This is a genomic window from Marinomonas arctica, assembly GCF_003259225.1.
GTDB lineage: Bacteria > Pseudomonadota > Gammaproteobacteria > Pseudomonadales > Marinomonadaceae > Marinomonas > Marinomonas arctica.
In genome coordinates, this window is record NZ_QHJF01000006.1 from 103,694 (window position 1) to 119,599 (window position 15,906).

Annotated in this window: 14 protein-coding genes; 8 read left to right on the plus strand and 6 right to left on the minus strand. The window is 46.0% G+C overall.

What is annotated here, in order from left to right; all coding sequences use genetic code 11:
• Positions 1 to 143 precede the first annotated feature (143 nt).
• From DK187_RS05355 to DK187_RS05365, 3 genes are read left to right on the plus strand one after another with little or no spacing between them, the layout of a single operon-like run.
• Positions 144 to 1,526: a TolC family protein gene (locus DK187_RS05355; RefSeq protein WP_111606305.1), complete on the plus strand. Its 1,383-nt coding sequence runs from the start codon at positions 144 to 146 to the stop codon at positions 1,524 to 1,526.
• A complete protein-coding gene (locus DK187_RS05360; protein WP_111606306.1) occupies positions 1,523 to 2,710 on the plus strand; it encodes an efflux RND transporter periplasmic adaptor subunit in 1,188 nt (395 codons plus the stop codon). The genes DK187_RS05355 and DK187_RS05360 overlap by 4 nt, the downstream gene beginning before the upstream one ends.
• A complete protein-coding gene (locus DK187_RS05365) occupies positions 2,707 to 5,970 on the plus strand; it encodes an efflux RND transporter permease subunit (protein ID WP_111606307.1) in 3,264 nt (1,087 codons plus the stop codon). Before DK187_RS05360 ends, DK187_RS05365 begins: the two co-directional genes overlap by 4 nt.
• A gap of 58 nt (positions 5,971 to 6,028) precedes the next feature.
• Here DK187_RS05365 and DK187_RS05370 read toward each other — a convergent pair whose 3' ends face one another.
• Positions 6,029 to 6,877 carry a delta-class carbonic anhydrase gene (locus DK187_RS05370; RefSeq protein WP_111606308.1) on the minus strand — a complete coding sequence of 283 codons (849 nt, stop codon included), beginning with the start codon at positions 6,875 to 6,877 and terminating at the stop codon, positions 6,029 to 6,031.
• 288 nt (positions 6,878 to 7,165) lie between these two features.
• Between DK187_RS05370 and DK187_RS05375 the strand changes: the two genes are divergently transcribed.
• Entirely contained in the window at positions 7,166 to 7,639 is a 474-nt protein-coding gene (locus DK187_RS05375) for an Lrp/AsnC family transcriptional regulator (protein WP_111606309.1), read from the plus strand.
• Positions 7,640 to 7,686: 47 nt separating this feature from the next.
• Complete coding sequence (locus DK187_RS05380; protein WP_111606310.1) at positions 7,687 to 9,378, plus strand: aminotransferase class V-fold PLP-dependent enzyme; 1,692 nt, start codon at positions 7,687 to 7,689, stop codon at positions 9,376 to 9,378.
• A 308-nt stretch (positions 9,379 to 9,686) separates the two neighbouring features.
• Here DK187_RS05380 and DK187_RS05385 read toward each other — a convergent pair whose 3' ends face one another.
• Genes DK187_RS05385 through DK187_RS21550 form a run of 3 tightly spaced genes read right to left on the minus strand, consistent with a single transcriptional unit; the run spans position 9,687 to position 11,245 of the window.
• Positions 9,687 to 10,145 (minus strand): MOSC domain-containing protein, encoded by a 459-nt coding sequence (locus DK187_RS05385; protein WP_111606311.1) that lies wholly within the window; start codon positions 10,143 to 10,145, stop codon positions 9,687 to 9,689.
• Between the two features lie 18 nt (positions 10,146 to 10,163).
• Positions 10,164 to 10,589: a GNAT family N-acetyltransferase gene (locus DK187_RS05390; protein WP_204355582.1), complete on the minus strand. Its 426-nt coding sequence runs from the start codon at positions 10,587 to 10,589 to the stop codon at positions 10,164 to 10,166.
• The gene (locus tag DK187_RS21550; protein ID WP_373289494.1) at positions 10,586 to 11,245 is read right to left on the minus strand and encodes a DUF6500 family protein; all 660 of its coding nucleotides are present in this window, start codon (positions 11,243 to 11,245) and stop codon (positions 10,586 to 10,588) included. Before DK187_RS21550 ends, DK187_RS05390 begins: the two co-directional genes overlap by 4 nt.
• A 155-nt stretch (positions 11,246 to 11,400) precedes the next feature.
• Between DK187_RS21550 and DK187_RS05400 the strand changes: the two genes are divergently transcribed.
• From DK187_RS05400 to DK187_RS05410, 3 genes are all read left to right on the plus strand, one after another.
• On the plus strand, positions 11,401 to 11,661 hold the full coding sequence (locus DK187_RS05400) for a DUF4212 domain-containing protein (protein ID WP_111606312.1): 261 nt from the start codon (positions 11,401 to 11,403) through the stop codon (positions 11,659 to 11,661).
• 5 nt (positions 11,662 to 11,666) lie between these two features.
• Positions 11,667 to 13,433 (plus strand): sodium:solute symporter family protein, encoded by a 1,767-nt coding sequence (locus DK187_RS05405; RefSeq protein ID WP_111606313.1) that lies wholly within the window; start codon positions 11,667 to 11,669, stop codon positions 13,431 to 13,433.
• A 97-nt stretch (positions 13,434 to 13,530) separates the two neighbouring features.
• A complete protein-coding gene (locus tag DK187_RS05410; RefSeq protein WP_111606314.1) occupies positions 13,531 to 14,052 on the plus strand; it encodes a hypothetical protein in 522 nt (173 codons plus the stop codon).
• 138 nt (positions 14,053 to 14,190) lie between these two features.
• Here DK187_RS05410 and DK187_RS05415 read toward each other — a convergent pair whose 3' ends face one another.
• Both DK187_RS05415 and DK187_RS05420 read right to left on the minus strand, forming a co-directional pair.
• On the minus strand, positions 14,191 to 14,937 hold the full coding sequence (locus tag DK187_RS05415; RefSeq protein ID WP_111606315.1) for an SDR family NAD(P)-dependent oxidoreductase: 747 nt from the start codon (positions 14,935 to 14,937) through the stop codon (positions 14,191 to 14,193).
• Positions 14,934 to 15,905, minus strand: coding sequence for an NAD-dependent epimerase/dehydratase family protein (locus tag DK187_RS05420; RefSeq protein WP_111606316.1), 972 nt, complete (start codon positions 15,903 to 15,905; stop codon positions 14,934 to 14,936). The genes DK187_RS05415 and DK187_RS05420 overlap by 4 nt, the downstream gene beginning before the upstream one ends.
• Position 15,906 lies beyond the last annotated feature (1 nt).

Here is a 15,906-nt window from a genome sequence, read left to right on the forward strand (position 1 = left end):
ATTTTGCCACATCGTCTTGTAAAGAAACGCAAATAGACTTAAAGCCTTGATGTAAAAACGCAATAATCCAATAACTTGCTCACCAAATATTACACTCAGAGCATAATGTTATTGACTTGGCTTTCTTGACACTAGGAATGTAAATGATCACTCGATCTTGCTTGAACATAATAGGCTTGCTTTGCCTAAGCATGGCACTGGTCGCCTGCAGTCATACGCAGACACGCGAAAACTACGCCAATTTGGCACAAGAAGACCTCGATGCGGTCGGTGAGTCCAAATCGTCTCAGTGGCAAACAATGGACCAAATCGCACCCGCCAGTTACTTAACCGATTTAATCCAAGACCCACAACTAGAAGCGTTGATTCAACAGGCTCTGCAAGCCAATCCCAGTTTGCAAAAAACACAACTGACTCTACAAGCCAGTTTATGGAGCTTAAAGAGCCAGCAAGGGGAGTCACTTCCCAGTGTTGAGGCCGGTCTTTCTGGCAATAGAGCCGAAGGCGGTAACACCAATTATAATGCCGATCTGAGTATCAGTTGGGAAGCCGACTTATGGCAAAAACTTGCTCTGTCAGAACAAGCATCAGCCAAGACTCTCGCCAGTGACGAAGCGCTTTTTCAAGCCAGCCGAGACACGTTAGTCGCTAATGTCATAAAATCTTGGCTTGCTATTACCGCAAAACAACACGCTATTGCCATCGAAGAAAAGCGCCTCGCGCTATTAGAAGCCAATGAAAAACTCATTTTAAAGCGCTTCAGAAATGGCCTAGGGGATTTAGAAGCGCTGGATGAAGCGCGCACATCCGCCTCCCAATCAAAAGCGGACCTAGTGGAATACCAAGAAAATTTAGCGATCGAAATACGTAACTTACAACTTTATTTAGGCCATTCTGACCCTGTTCATTTTGTTACGAATGACCACTACCCTGCTGTCAATCTCACTCTCAGTGACTTACCAAAACAAAACTTACAGCGCAGACCGGATTTAAAAGCCGCCTACCTAGCCATCGAAGCCGCTGATTTGAACACCTCTGTTGCCTACAAAGACATGTTGCCCAGTATTAGCTTAAGTGCCACATTAAGCGAAACAGCGGCATCGCCAAGAGCAGCGTTGTTTGGCTCACCTATTTGGTCTTTATTGGGGCAAATTACTCAGCCGCTTTATCAAGGAGGACGATTAAAAGCCGCGGCGGAAATTGCCAAACTGCAAACCGCCCAAGCCTATCAAGATTACCGTGACACGCTGTTAACAGCAGTCAACGAAGTCGAAAATACCCTAGGACAAGAACGCGTTTTGTCTCAACAAGTGCGCCATATACAGGACGCTCTTGCCAGCTCGCAAAAAAACCTCAATCAGTATGAGAAAAAATATCGTACTGGCCTCGTTGAATTAAACGATTTGATCAACGTCCAAGAAACCACCTTTGATTTAGAAGCGCAATTGGACAATTTAATTTACCAACACTTATCTAACAGAGTCGATTTAGGGCTCGCACTTGGGCTTGGAGTAAAATCGGAATGAAGTACTTTTCTCAGTGGATCACCTTACTGCTGGCTAGCATCGCCATTGCTGGGGTATATTTTTACGTGACTCATGCTATGGAAGCCCAAAAAAATAGAATACAAACACCACGTCCAGCGGCGCCAGAGCAAGCGATAGAGCTTTCGACCCTGACTACGACGACAGGCAGCTATGCGGCAACTATTACGGCATCAGGTTTAGTCAAGCCAAGATATTCACTCACCATGACCAGCCAAGTAAGCGGTGAAGTCATTCGTCTTTCCAGCCAGTTTGAATCCGGCCAAGTCATTAAAAAAGGCCATGTTCTAGGGCAACTACAAAACAGTGAACTCAACAGCTCCGTCGCCAGCGCGAAAAATACATTAGCCGCCGCTGAACTCGCATTCAAAGAAGAAATGCGCCAAGGTGAGCAAGCCAAAGCCGAATGGCAAGCCGCTGGTTTTAGAGGTGAGCCAGACTCAGATTTGGTGTTAAGAGCGCCGCAACTGGCTGCCGCCAAAAGCGAAGTGGAAGCCGCAAAAGCCGCTCTGAACAATGCACAAACTAAGTTAGCCTACACAACCGTCATCGCGCCTTTTGATGCTTTGATCATTGCACGTAATGTCTCCCCTGGCTCTTACCTTAGCGCAGGCAGTGAAATAGGCACCTTGTACAGTACAGACAGAGCCGAAATTCAACTAGACCTATCAAACAGTGATTGGCTGAAGCTGCCGAATAGCAGCATATTATTGGAAAACTGGCCTGTTTTGATAGCCAGCATCGATAGCAGCGAAACATGGCAAGGTAAGGTCTTAAGCATCAACCAACACATCGATGAAACGACAAGGATGCGCAGCCTGACCATCAGCCTTGAGAACCCTCTGCAACACACACCACCGCTTATTCCTGGCGCGTTTGTTGAGGTGTCGATTCAAGGCAAACGTCTCGATAATTTATGGCGTCTTCCTAACACTGCCCTAAGCCAAAAGAGCGAAATCTGGTATGTGGATGAAAACAGCCGGCTGGCGGCTTTTGAAACCACACCCCGTTTTGTGGACTCTAAATACGTTTATATTCAAGTACCTGACACCATGCGCAACAAAACCTATGAAGTACTTGCCCAGCCTTACAATAGCTATTTAAAAGGCACATTAGTCAAAACACTTAACACGTCCGGCCAAACCAATAAGAGTGTTCAACCATGAGCCCAATGGATCAACCTAAAGGCATTATTCCGTGGTTTGCCAACAACCCAGTGGCAGCCAATCTATTGCTTATTTTGGTCATTAGTTTGGGGGTTCTAAACATGGGTTCCTTAAACAAGGAAGCCTTCCCTAGTTTGACACCAAACCGCGTGGCCATTTCCGTTAGTAATGACACAGGGTCTGCCAAAGAGAACGAAGAAGGCATTGCCATCCCTTTAGAACAAGCCCTGCAAGGGGTTTCTGGTATTAAAAACATCACCACCTCGTCGACCGCCAGTGCCACCAGCACCAGCATCGAAATGCTTGATGGCTACGATATCGATATCTTGCTGGCAGACGTCAAAGACAAAGTCGACCAAATTTCATCATTTCCCGATGAAGCCGATCCAGCCGTTGTCACCAAAGCCACACGAGAGGAACATTCCATTTGGATTCAACTCTATGGCGATGTTGATCGACGCACGTTACAAAAACTGACGGACGAACTGGAATCCGATTTACTGGCCAATGAAAACATCAGTGCCACCTCGATATCAGGTTGGTTAGATCCCACCATCAAGATAGATATTGATAAAAACAAACTGGAATCCTACGGACTCACCTTGTCCGATATTGCCACAGCCATTAATGCAGAGTCCTCCCCGGCACAAGTGGCAACGCTACGCGATGAACATATTTATTTGACGATCAGTGCATCCGAACAAGCCTATATAAAAAGTGAATTTGCCCGCATCCCGATCATTACCAACGACAAAGGTGGAAAGCTATTGCTTGGCGACATCGCCAACATACGCGATACCTTTGATGACGATGACTTTGTCTTGTCCCGTTTCAATCGCGAAAATAGCCTCGCGATTCAAGTCCTCACCACAGGCACCAGTGACATATCTAATTCCGTACTCGGCGCTAAAGCGGTGATTCAAGATTGGCAAGACAATGGACGACTGCCCGCCAATGTCAAATTGGGTACCTGGTATGATCGCAGTGAGTCCATAAATCAACGTCTAGAGTTAATGATAGAAAACGCCATTACAGGCGTGTTATTGGTTTTTATCTTACTGGCCATTTTTCTCAACGTGACTGTCGCTTTTTGGGTGGCCATGGGCTTGCCCTTTATCTTTTTTGGCACCCTATTTTTTATGGGCACCGAAAGCATTGGCTTAACGCTGAACATGTTTACTACATTTGGCTTTATAATGGCACTGGGAATCGTGGTAGACGATGCCGTTGTCGTGGGTGAAAGCGTTTATACCGTTCGCTCTAAAGAAGGTGACACCATTGGCAATACCATAAAAGGCACCATGACAGTAGCGATACCCACCCTCTTTGGTGTATTTACCACGGTTGCAGCATTCTGGGCGTTATCCAACATAGAAGGTCGTTTAGGTCAGTTGTACTCGCAATTTGCCACCGTTGTGGCTATTTGCCTTATTCTCTCGGTGATTGAATCAAAGCTTATCCTGCCGGCTCACCTTGCCCATATCAATACCCAAAAGTCGACTCGTACCAATCCGCTCTCCAAAGCCTGGGCCATGGTTCAACAAGGCGCCGATTTTGGTTTGCAATGGTTTAGTGAACGCGTGTATCGCCCGACGATAGACTTCTCGCTGCACCACAGATACGCGATTTGTCTTTTATTTGTCGCTGTCTTCGTATTGGTTATATCCATGCCGTTTACGGGCGCGATACGCATGAGTTTCTTCCCACAAATTCCGGGGGACACTGTGCGTGGCTCACTCACCATGTATAACGATGTCAGCTACGGACAAACCAACAAGGTCTTATTAGAGTTGGAAGAAAAGGCCTATCAAGCCGATATTGCATTGCGTAGTGAAACCAGCGAACGCCGTCGCCCTATCACCAATGATGAAGAAAGCCAAACAGAACGAACGTCTGTCAGTGCCAGTCTACGAGAAAATAACGCTGCCTCTGCAGTATCACCAAAAGGTGAGGTAGCCATCAAGAATATTCAAGTCACCGCCAGTGATGATCAGTCTGGTGATATTCGGATCGAGCTTGACGATAATCGACCTTACACTTCTGCGCAATTCGCCAGTAAATGGCAGCAACTGTCTGGTATGCCAGAAGGTGTAAAAAATCTCAGAATTCGCAGCGCCCGTGAAACCGTGGATGCCTTAAAAGTGGAACTTCGTGGCAACGACACCAGTGTGTTAAATGGCGCCATGGAAGAGCTATTAAGACAACTGAATACCCTACCTGCGGTAACGGGTATCGAGCAAAATAACGAACCAACCGAATCGCGCCTTACCCTTACACTGACGGATCAAGGTCGACTACTGGGCTTGTCTTCTAATGAACTCGCAACACAAGTCGCGCGTAATTTTGATGGGCAAGTGGTACAAAAATACCAGCGGGACAATTCAGAAGTGGAAGTGCGCTTAGGCTACCCAAGCGAACAAAAGGAATCGCCTGCCGCCGTGCTAAACACAAAAGTCGTCTTAGCTGACGGCACTCGCGTCCCTTTATCTACCGTCGCTACACTGTCCCAAGAAGACGCCGAGACGCGTATTATTCGCATTGATGGCAAACGGTCCCAATACCTCTCAGCGGAGGTAGACAAAGACATCATGTCCTCTACTGAGGTGGTTGAATATTTGCAAAACGCCGTGGTGCCGCAAATGCTGCGCCAGTTTGCTGGTGTTTCCATTTACTTTTCAGGAGAAGCAGAACAAAGGGAGAAGACACAATCTTCTATGTCGGAAATGTTCCTGATTGCCCTGTTGATCATTTATGGTCTATTGGCTATACCGTTAAAATCCTACTCGCAGCCGCTGATTATCATGATGGCAATACCATTTGGCATCATCGGAGCACTCCTTGGACACTGGATGAACAACCTAGCGTTGGGGATTTTCTCATTGAACGGCATCCTCGCGCTCAGCGGTGTGGTGGTCAATGACAGCCTACTTCTAGTGTCTCGCTTCAACGACCTTCGTCATGAAACCAGCCACGTCAAAAAGGCCATCAGCCTCGCCTGTCGGAGTCGCTTGCGCGCTGTATTACTGACGTCATTTACGACTTTCGCGGGCTTAATTCCGATTTTGTGGGAAACCTCAAGACAAGCGCAAATGCTCATCCCTGCTGCCGTATCCCTCGCCTACGGCATCATGTTTGCGACCGTCATTACCCTAATACTCATTCCTGTGCTCTTAATGATCAAAGAAGACGTTCATCAGCTCATACATAAATTGAAAAATAAGACTGCGGATACGTTGGAACCAGCGAACGAAGGTGAATAGAAAAAAAACAAGAGACAATGCTTGCTAGCACCGTCTCTTTATTTTTTCTAATATGCGACTAATTTATTTCAGAAAGCAAATCTGGATTGGTTACCAAGTTCCGCACACCATGGGCATGACCTTCTTGGTAGACATTATCGCTGTCACACCAGCTACCTAACGAGTCAATGCTCACCTTGGCAACTTTGGGACGCACATTCCAGGTGACTTGGAAAGGTGACGCCACCTCATTGTAAGCAGGGCCTGTTGTAGAGCCCGCATAAGTAACAGGGTTCCCTGTATCGTTAGGAATGGCAACGGCTTGAAAACGACCATTGCGAACATCATGAGCCGTTAAGGCTTCAAAATCCAATGCTTGCTCATCATTCACTACGACATAAACTTGTGTCTCTACACGCAGCTGTGGCATTGGCTCACCTTTAATCAAGCAAGCCCCTAGTGTCGCACCCGGTTTTACCTTTGCCGTGGAATACACATAATGCACTTCTATCGTGTCACCAGAATCCACTTCACTGTATTGACTTCTGCACACCGCACCACCTTTGCGTGGTGCTAGCTCGGCTTTACTGAGCTGCCCCGAATAACGATAACCCGTTTGATAACCTTTACCATCGCCGTTACCTACGTATTTTGTAAACTCGCCTCCTTTATGCTCAGCATTTTTGTGAAAATGAATATTACATAGGTTCATCTTATTCGATGTTGGCGCTTGTGCGAAGGTTTGAAGGTTGCATCCAAAGATCCTATCTATATCCCGTGGCGATTGTGGCCCAACATCTCGCCCTATTGAGCTTTCTTTTAATGCTTGGCGCTGTTTTAGAATAACCTCATCAGACACCGCATCTTGATCAGCCGCAGAAGCGATACCTGACAACAAAGTTAAACCCACTACGTAAATCTTTTTCATACCTATCCTTAAATAGAAAATCCCTAGTACATTTTTAACGCATTCTTGAGACTACTAAGGTTTAAAAACATTCCATCAAGCGCCTCTTCTTACATTTTTTTTACACCTAACCGCATCTCAATTTACTTTTTCATTAATTAAATTGTGTTTACAAGGCACTTTTTTACGCCAAATAAAAGAAACAGAATTCCACTATCCAATACTCTAAAAGAACGTGATTGCAGATGATGAAAAAAAACACGACAATTAGAAATATTATCCTAATTAATCAATAAAAAAGAGAACGGAATGCACTTAGATGAGATAGATTTGCAACTACTTGCCTTAATTCAAAGTGATGATAGTATTTCTACCGAAGCCATGGCGCAGCAAGTCGGACTGTCTAAAACCCCTTGTTGGCGACGGGTGCAAAAGCTGGAAAACGCAGGATATATCAAGCGTCGTGTCGCTCTATTAGACGCGGACAAACTTGGCCTTGGCGTATCGGTTTTTGTTCAAGTCAAAACCAATCAGCATGATGCTAACTGGGCCGATGAGTTTGCTCGCGTTGTGGCGGAATTCCCTGAAGTGGTGGAGTTTTACCGTATGGCAGGGGAATACGATTACTTACTTCGTGTGCTGGTCAAAGACATTCCAGCCTACGACAAATTTTATAAACGATTAATCAGTGCCACCGCATTAACCGACGTCACCTCAAACTTCGCCATGGAGCAAATCAAGTGGACAACTCAGTTGCCCTTGCCCGTCATGAAGAATAAGTGATGAATTAACAGGTTTATTGATGCGGCAAGCCAAATGAGGAAAGAAACATGTCCGTTGCTGCCGCAGAAAATATTTCACATCAAGGAACACCAGCGCAAAGTACCACAAGCCAATCCAATCAAGAGGCTTTGCTTGCCCGCATTCGCGACGGCATCATCGGCAAAAATACACAAATTCATACCCCTTTTGGCGCAAGAACCTTAACTTACGCTGACTATACCGCCTCTGGCCGCAGTCTGGATTTTATCGAAGACGCCATTCGTCAACATGTCTTACCGCTGTACGCCAATACGCACACCGAAGCCAATGCCACAGGCCAACAAACCACCGCCTTTCGCGAGCAAGCTCGTCAGCACATTCAACAAGCCGTTAACGCCTCAGCCGAAGACTTGGTGATATTTTGTGGCAGTGGCGCCACCAGCGCGATTAACACCTTAATTAGCCAATTAGGCTTGCGCCAATTGAATGAATCTGAAAAAGCACACGTCTGCATTTTTATTGGTCCTTATGAACATCACTCCAACGAATTACCGTGGCGAGAGCTGGGCATTGACGTCATTCGCATCCCAGAATCACAAGACGGTGGCGTTTGTCTGGTCACCTTAGAGGCAAAACTAAAAGCCAATCAAAATAGACGCCTCATCGGTAGTTTCAGCGCAGCATCCAACGTCACAGGGATTTTATGCGATCAGGATGCCATTACCGCCTTGCTACATCGCTATAACGCCCTCGCTTTTTGGGACTTTGCCGCGGCCGCGCCTTATGTGGCGCTGGATATGAATCCAAGCGCAGACAAAATACTGGCCAAAGACGCCATGTTTTTCTCAACCCATAAGTTTATCGGTGGACCAGGGACTCCGGGAATTCTGGTGGTCAAAAAAGCCATTATAACTAACCAAAAGCCCAGTCTTATTGGCGGCGGTACCGTGTCTTTTGTCACACCGGAGGATCATACTTTTTTGCCCGTTGGCGTTCGTCGAGAAGAAGGGGGTACGCCCGGTATTATCGAATCGATTCGCGCTGGCTTGGTGTTTCAGCTCAAACAAGCTGTGGGGGAAAACGTCATTGAGGCCCGTGAACACGAGCTAGTACAACGGATTGATAAACATTGGCACAATCACCCCACTATTGAGCGATTAGGTCATGCTGATGCTGCCCGTTTGTCGATTACCGCGTTTCGCGTCAACACCGACTTTGGCTACTTACATCATGGCTTTATCACCGCCATGTTAAATGACCTGTTTGGTATTCAAGTACGAGGCGGTTGTTCCTGCGCAGGCCCTTATGGACACCAGCTTTTGGGCATAGACACAAGGGAATCAGAACGCATTCAAGAAGCCCTAAAAAAAGGCGAAAAGCTGGTTAAACCAGGTTGGGTTCGCTTCAATTTGAATTATTTCTTAGACGATGATGAAACCATGTTTATTTTACAAGCCATTGATTTTGTAGCCAAACACGGCATCAAGTTATTGCCCTATTACGCTTATGATCAAACGGCCGATTTGTGGCGTTTCCAAGGGCAATCCAACACACCTAAGTCACTGGCCGATTTGCTGTGGCAACAACCATCAACAGCAGAGCACAATGCAAGCTCGACAGAGGATAGACGTACTTACCTAACGCAAGCGGAAGCAATCGTTCGACGTTGTTTGGCTGGAAAATACACACCGCAACCGCAACCCTTCAATCAAGAGTTTAATGATATTAAGCGTTTTGTGTTGGCTGAAGATATTGTTTAAAACGTTATAAAAGACAGGATATCGGTTTATTATTCGAACAATGCTGAACTTTGTTAATCCTGCAAAAAAACAACTTCAATCGATCTTGTCGCGCCTTTAGGCCGACAAAAGCCTCACCACGACAAATTACATCCTGTCGGGCTAAAGCCACGACCTACAAAAACATATAAATCAAACAGTTGCAGGTTTTAAAAATCAGAGAACAAAGAGGTAATCCGTCACAACGGTCAAAAATTAGATCCGAATAAAATAAACGCCCCAGAAAGGACTATTGCTTATCTTTTACCCATTCGCCTATTCTCATTGGCTCATTTCTGGATCAAATTAAACTGCATGCCAGTACGCAAAATACCGGTGCTCAATACGTTCGCTCGTAAACCGCCACGACGTAACCAAGCTCTAACGACCTGCGGTGATGAAATAGAATCATTGGCTAAGGATTTCCCTAACGAGCCGCAAGGTTCACAAAGCTCCACGCCATAAAAACGCACATCACCAATGGAAAACTCTTGCCCAACCAGCTGGTTAAGTCGCACACCTTGGGTCACTATGTTGCGTCGGGTGGCAGAAAGCCCAATACTTTGCCCGAAATTCGCATTAAAAGCGGCGATTTCTTCACTTTCCACAAAGGTAATATTAGGACCGTCACTGCCCTTCTTGCCATAATATCGATCACCGACAATGCCTTTACCCGCATCGACTTTCACAGCATCAATCCCAATCTGAGACTGTTTTGATTTTTTCGACACGAAAATTGCTTGAATCACCCATTACCTCTCTAGCTCTTAGAATGTTAAGGACATTTTGCGATAAGGTACATCACCTTTATAAAATCGCTCACCTTGGCTCGTCATGCCGAACTTTTCATAAAAAGTCGTTGCGCTTTCTCGGGCATCACACCAAAAATAAGTCAGCGTTTGTCTATTAAGCCGTTCAATGATGGAGGTCAGCAGCAAACTACCAATACCTTGACCTTGATACTCAGGTAATGTGGCAAACTTTCTCAGTCTTGCTGATCTACCATCATAAAACACAGAAGCCACTGACACTAGGCTACTGCCCATAAACACACCAAAATGCTCCCCTTCTTCGTCGTCGCTGATCCGACAAAAATCAATCGATTTGTCAGGCCAAAGCACGCTCTGCCGAATCGTCAATGTCTCTTCGGCACGAATCACTTGAATGGTAAAAGAATGCTTTATCATTGTCATAAAGACGACTCCATCCAAATCAGTCCTTCATAAGGTTTGGCTATTAAAGATTCAAGGCGGGTTGCTAGAGATCCTGCATGAAGTTCAAGTTTATGTCCATCTGGATCTTTAATGTATAAAGAATCTCCCTCACTCGTGTTTTCTTGCCAGATTTTTACCGTTTTAAAGGCTGCTTTTTCCTGAATACAAGCTATGGCTAGAGCATCAAAACTAAGCGCAAAATGCGTATAGTCCTGACTGGGTTTCGCTTCACCTAATGACAAACAGAGCCAACAATTGCCATACGACAAGTAAGCCCCCTTATTCCAGCGAACCTCACCTTTAAAACCAAGCAGATCACAATAAAAATGAAGTGAAGCCTCAAGATTGGTAACACTCAAGGTCAGGTGATTGAGACCTTTGTCTTGTTGAACTGCAGGCAATTGAAAGGCAGAGGCATCATCAAGTGATGCGACCAAGGAATAAACTTTGGTGGCTTTTTCAAAATGATTCAATTGATGTCCTTCTATCCACCAGCGAGCAATCGCCATCAAGGTCTTTGGATCATCGTTTTTATTGGCAAAAAAAGCATAAAACGATACCTGAACGTTTTCGCCCTTTTTCCTGATTTTTTCTGCGCAAACCGAAAGAATCTTCTGTTTAATCTCTTTATACATTGTATCTACTCTTACTTTCTCGTTTTTATTACACGATTCACGCACAAAGACATCGCGGTTAAAAATCGCACTATGCGACTAAAGTCTGACTTCTTATTAGACAAACGCCTGCTAAATTAACAAGGCGTATAAAAATAATTATAAGGAGATCTACCGTGTCAGATCATAACATTAATGCAGAAAAATACTGGCAAGCCAACCTCAGGCTCATATTAGGTAGCTTGGTGGTTTGGGCGCTAGCATCCTATGGTTGCGCCATCTTACTTCGTCCTATGCTCTCAGGCATTCAAATCGGAGGAACCGACCTAGGTTTCTGGTTTGCTCAGCAGGGCTCTATCCTTGTATTCATCTTGTTGACCTTCTTCTACGCTTGGAGAATGAACAAACTTGATGAAGAATTTGGCCTTCAGGAGTAAGTCGTATGGATCAATTTACTATCAACCTATTGTTCGTTGGCGGCTCCTTTGCGCTTTACTTCGGTATTGCCATTTGGGCTCGGGCCGGATCGACAAAAGAGTTCTATGTGGCAGGTGGCGGTGTCCATCCAATATTAAACGGTATGGCCACCGCCGCAGACTGGATGTCTGCAGCCTCCTTCATTTCTATGGCGGGCTTAATCGCGGCTGGCGGTTATGCTAACTCAACGTATTTAATGGGCTGGACAGGGGGTTATGTACTGCTGGCGATGTTACTCGCACCGTATTTGCGTAAGTTCGGCAAGTTTACTGTGCCAGATTTCATCGGTGATCGCTTCTACAGTAACACCGCCCGCCTCGTCGCCGTGGCTTGTTTAATCATTGCTTCGGTAACCTATGTTATCGGTCAGATGACGGGCGCAGGCGTCGCCTTCTCTCGCTTCTTAGAAGTAGATAACAATACCGGTCTTTTGATCGCGGCCGTGGTTGTATTCTTCTACGCCGTTTTGGGCGGCATGAAAGGCATCACTTATACGCAGGTTGCGCAGTATGTGGTACTCATCATTGCTTATACCATTCCTGCGGTGTTCATCTCTTTACAGTTAACCGATTCGGTTATTCCTGCTATCGGTCTTTTCTCTAATCATACTGAATCTGGCGTACCTTTGTTACAGAAGCTAGATGAAGTGGTTCGTGAACTGGGTTTCAGAGATTACACGGCTGATGTGGATAACAAACTCAACATGGTTCTGTTTACATTATCATTAATGATAGGTACAGCGGGTCTGCCACACGTTATTATTCGTTTCTTCACCGTACCGAAAGTCGCTGATGCGCGTTGGTCTGCAGGTTGGGCGCTTGTTTTTATTGCCTTGTTATACCTAACGGCTCCTGCCGTTGCGTCTATGGCTCGTTTGAATCTGTTAACCACTATTTACCCATCTGGTCCAACAGAACAATCTGTTGAATACGCGGAACGTCCTGACTGGATGCAAACATGGGAAACCACTGGTTTAATCAAGTTTGACGATAAAAATGCGGATGGTCGTATCCAGTTCTACAATGATGTTCCTGCATTTAAAGATGAAGCAACAGCACGTGGTTGGGAAGGTAATGAGTTAACCGTTAACGGTGACATCCTTGTATTGGCGAACCCAGAAATTGCAAACCTTCCAGGTTGGGTAGTCGGTCTGATCGCAGCGGGTGGCTTAGCGGCAGCACTGTCAACGGCGGCAGGTCTATTGCTAGCAATATCATCGGCCATCAGTCATGACTTAATTAAAGGCTCAATAAACCCCAATATTAGTGATAAAGGAGAACTAAGGGTCGCAAGGGTATCCATGTTCGTGGCCATTGCCGTAGCAACCTATCTTGGTATGAACCCGCCAGGCTTCGCGGCTCAAGTAGTGGCATTAGCATTTGGTATTGCGGCGGCGTCTATTTTCCCAGCTCTAATGATGGGGATTTTCTCGAAACGTGTGAACAGCGCAGGTGCTGTGGCTGGTATGCTAGCGGGCTTAATATCTACCTTGGTTTATATCTTCTTATTCCTTGGCTGGTTCTTCGTCCCAGGTACAGCGTCGTTCGCCAATACTCCTGCTAATTGGTGGTTCGGTGTATCACCATTGTCATTCGGTGCCATTGGTGCGGTGATTAACTTTGTGGTTGCATTCACTGTCTCTTCGATGACAGCGCCACCACCAAAAGAAATCCAAGACCTCGTTGAAAGCGTTCGCTATCCTCAAGGTGCCGGCGGTGCTGTTGACCACTAAGGGTTAAAAAGCACACCTTAAACCATTGGGTCTCACTTCTTTGTGAGACCCAATCTACCTATAATAAGAATCCACAAAATCAAAAAAGAGAAGACTTATGTTTTGGGAACTCATTGCAACCATTTTTGCCGGTATTGGTGGCGCAGGCATTGCGCTAATGTTAAGAAAACTGACCAAAAAAACCGCCCCTAAATGGCTGGTTCCAGTGTTTGCTGGCGCTGCGATGTTAGGATTCCAAATCCAAGGAGAATACGATTGGTACCATCACCAAGCCAGTTTATTGCCAGAAGGGGTTGTGGTGGTCAAAACGGTACAAGAAGAAGCCCCTTGGCGCCCTTGGAGCTACGTATTCCCACAAACTCTACGCTTTATTGCCGCCGATGTAGCTAACTCAGCAAAGAACAAAATCGACCCGAACCTCGTATTAGTCGACTTATACTTCTTTGAACGTCGCCACCTGGCCAAACGCGTACCGCAAATCATCGATTGCGTACAGGGAGCTAGAACCGATTTCACGCAATCTTTTAGCGCATCATCAGATGCCAAGAATCAATCGACATCAACCTGGTATCCGCTGGAAAGGGATGATTTACTCTTAAAAGCGGTGTGTACTGGATAACACTGAGAGCCAAAGAATAAAGCAACAGATGGATTATATGTTACCAAAATATCACATTAATCCGTTTCGTTTGCCTTTAAAATTGAAGAAAAGCCTATCTCATAACGACAGCATTCCATTGCATGTAGATCTGTTAATCTATTGCCCATCACTAATAGTCGTACCGCCATCAACAATAATATTTTGCCCAGAAATAAAGCCACCCGCCCTACTTGCCAACATCACCGCCACGCCGGCGATTTCTTCGGGTTCGCCGACTCGACGGAGTGGTGTGGCGAGTAATCGGCGTTGCATGAATTGCTCGTTTTCAAGTAATTCTATGGCTAAAGGCGTTCGAATCAAACCAGGGGAAATTGCATTGACTCGAATTCCTTTAGGACCCCACTCGACAGCTAGATTACGCGCTAGCTGCGCCAATCCGGCTTTAGATAAACCATAGAGCCCAATGGCCTTATTGCCCCTTAGTCCAGCGATACTAGACATTAAAATCACCGATCCTTGACCTCGTTCCGCCATATCAGGAATCAGTGCAGAGCAAAGCCGTAATGCACTTTTTAAATTGACCGACATGACCAAATCCCAGTCGTCATCGGTGATTAACCCTATTGGCCCAGCGGGTCCCTGTACGCCAGCATTCGATACAAGAACATCAATACGACCATAAACTGCCTTAGCTTGCTCAACCAGCTTATCTATGTCCTCGTTACGACTTAAATCACAGGCAATAAAAACCGCCCCACTTTTCTCGGTATTCGAATCCGTCCTATCTGATGCAATTACCTTGGCGCCATGAGCGGCCATGGTATCGACAATGGCAGAACCTAATCCACCGGACGCGCCTGTAACCAGTACCACCTTATCTTGTAGCGAAAATAGTGAATTCATTTTAATAAAGCCCGCTCTACTAGCTGATTCAAACTCCCATCATGTTGAAAACCCACGTCATCGGCAGCAGGAGTTTCTAGCGGTGGAAAGCGTCCAAACAAGTTTTCAATCATAGAATCTGGATCATAGCTAACGAGTTCATTTGCTTTTTGCTGATACACAACGCCAATGGCATCGACCATGTCTGCCATGCTGAAACAGAGAGTGGGCAAGGTAAAGGTTCTAGTCGTCTTTAGCTTGCTTTCTTCTACCGCTGCACCATGAATAAGATTTTCAACTATGTTCGGCAGAGAAGACGCCCATGTTTTTGCTTGTGGAGACATGGGGCAAACGAAAGTATGCCCCTGAGAGACTTCACGGATAATATCGCTCAAAAAAGCCGACAGTTGTCCTGTTTCAGCAGGTGGTCGTGCCAACACGCCCGGTAAACGTAACGAGCGCCCATCGACCCATCCACGGCGACTAAAATCGTTGATCATCACCTCACTCACGACTTTGTGCGCGCCATAGCTCATCTGAGGTTTCAGTGGCGTATCATCGGTAACCAAATCTGGCATGGTGCCGAACACCGCAATGCTACTGGCAAACACCAATACTGGCTTGTGCCCTGTCGACTCGGTTTGCGCTTTACAGCTTTCCAGCAAGGTCATGGTGGCATCAATATTCACTCGACGGCCGAGTTCATCATTTTTTTCCGCCATGCCACCGGGAATACTGGCCAGATGGTAAATAACATCCATGGGGAAACGCCCTAGAGTGTCTTTCAACCATTGATCGTCTGCAAGATCGCCGCTCTGTTGCTCAACCACTAAGTCCAGTAATGAACTATCCGCAACAGGCTCATCAAACTGACGATCTAATAAGGTCAAACGCGAGACCTTGCTTTCTCCAACTCGGCCTTGTGAAAGAATATGGTTTGCCAGCGCTTGTCCAACAAAGCCATTTGCCCCCGTAATTAATACATGCATC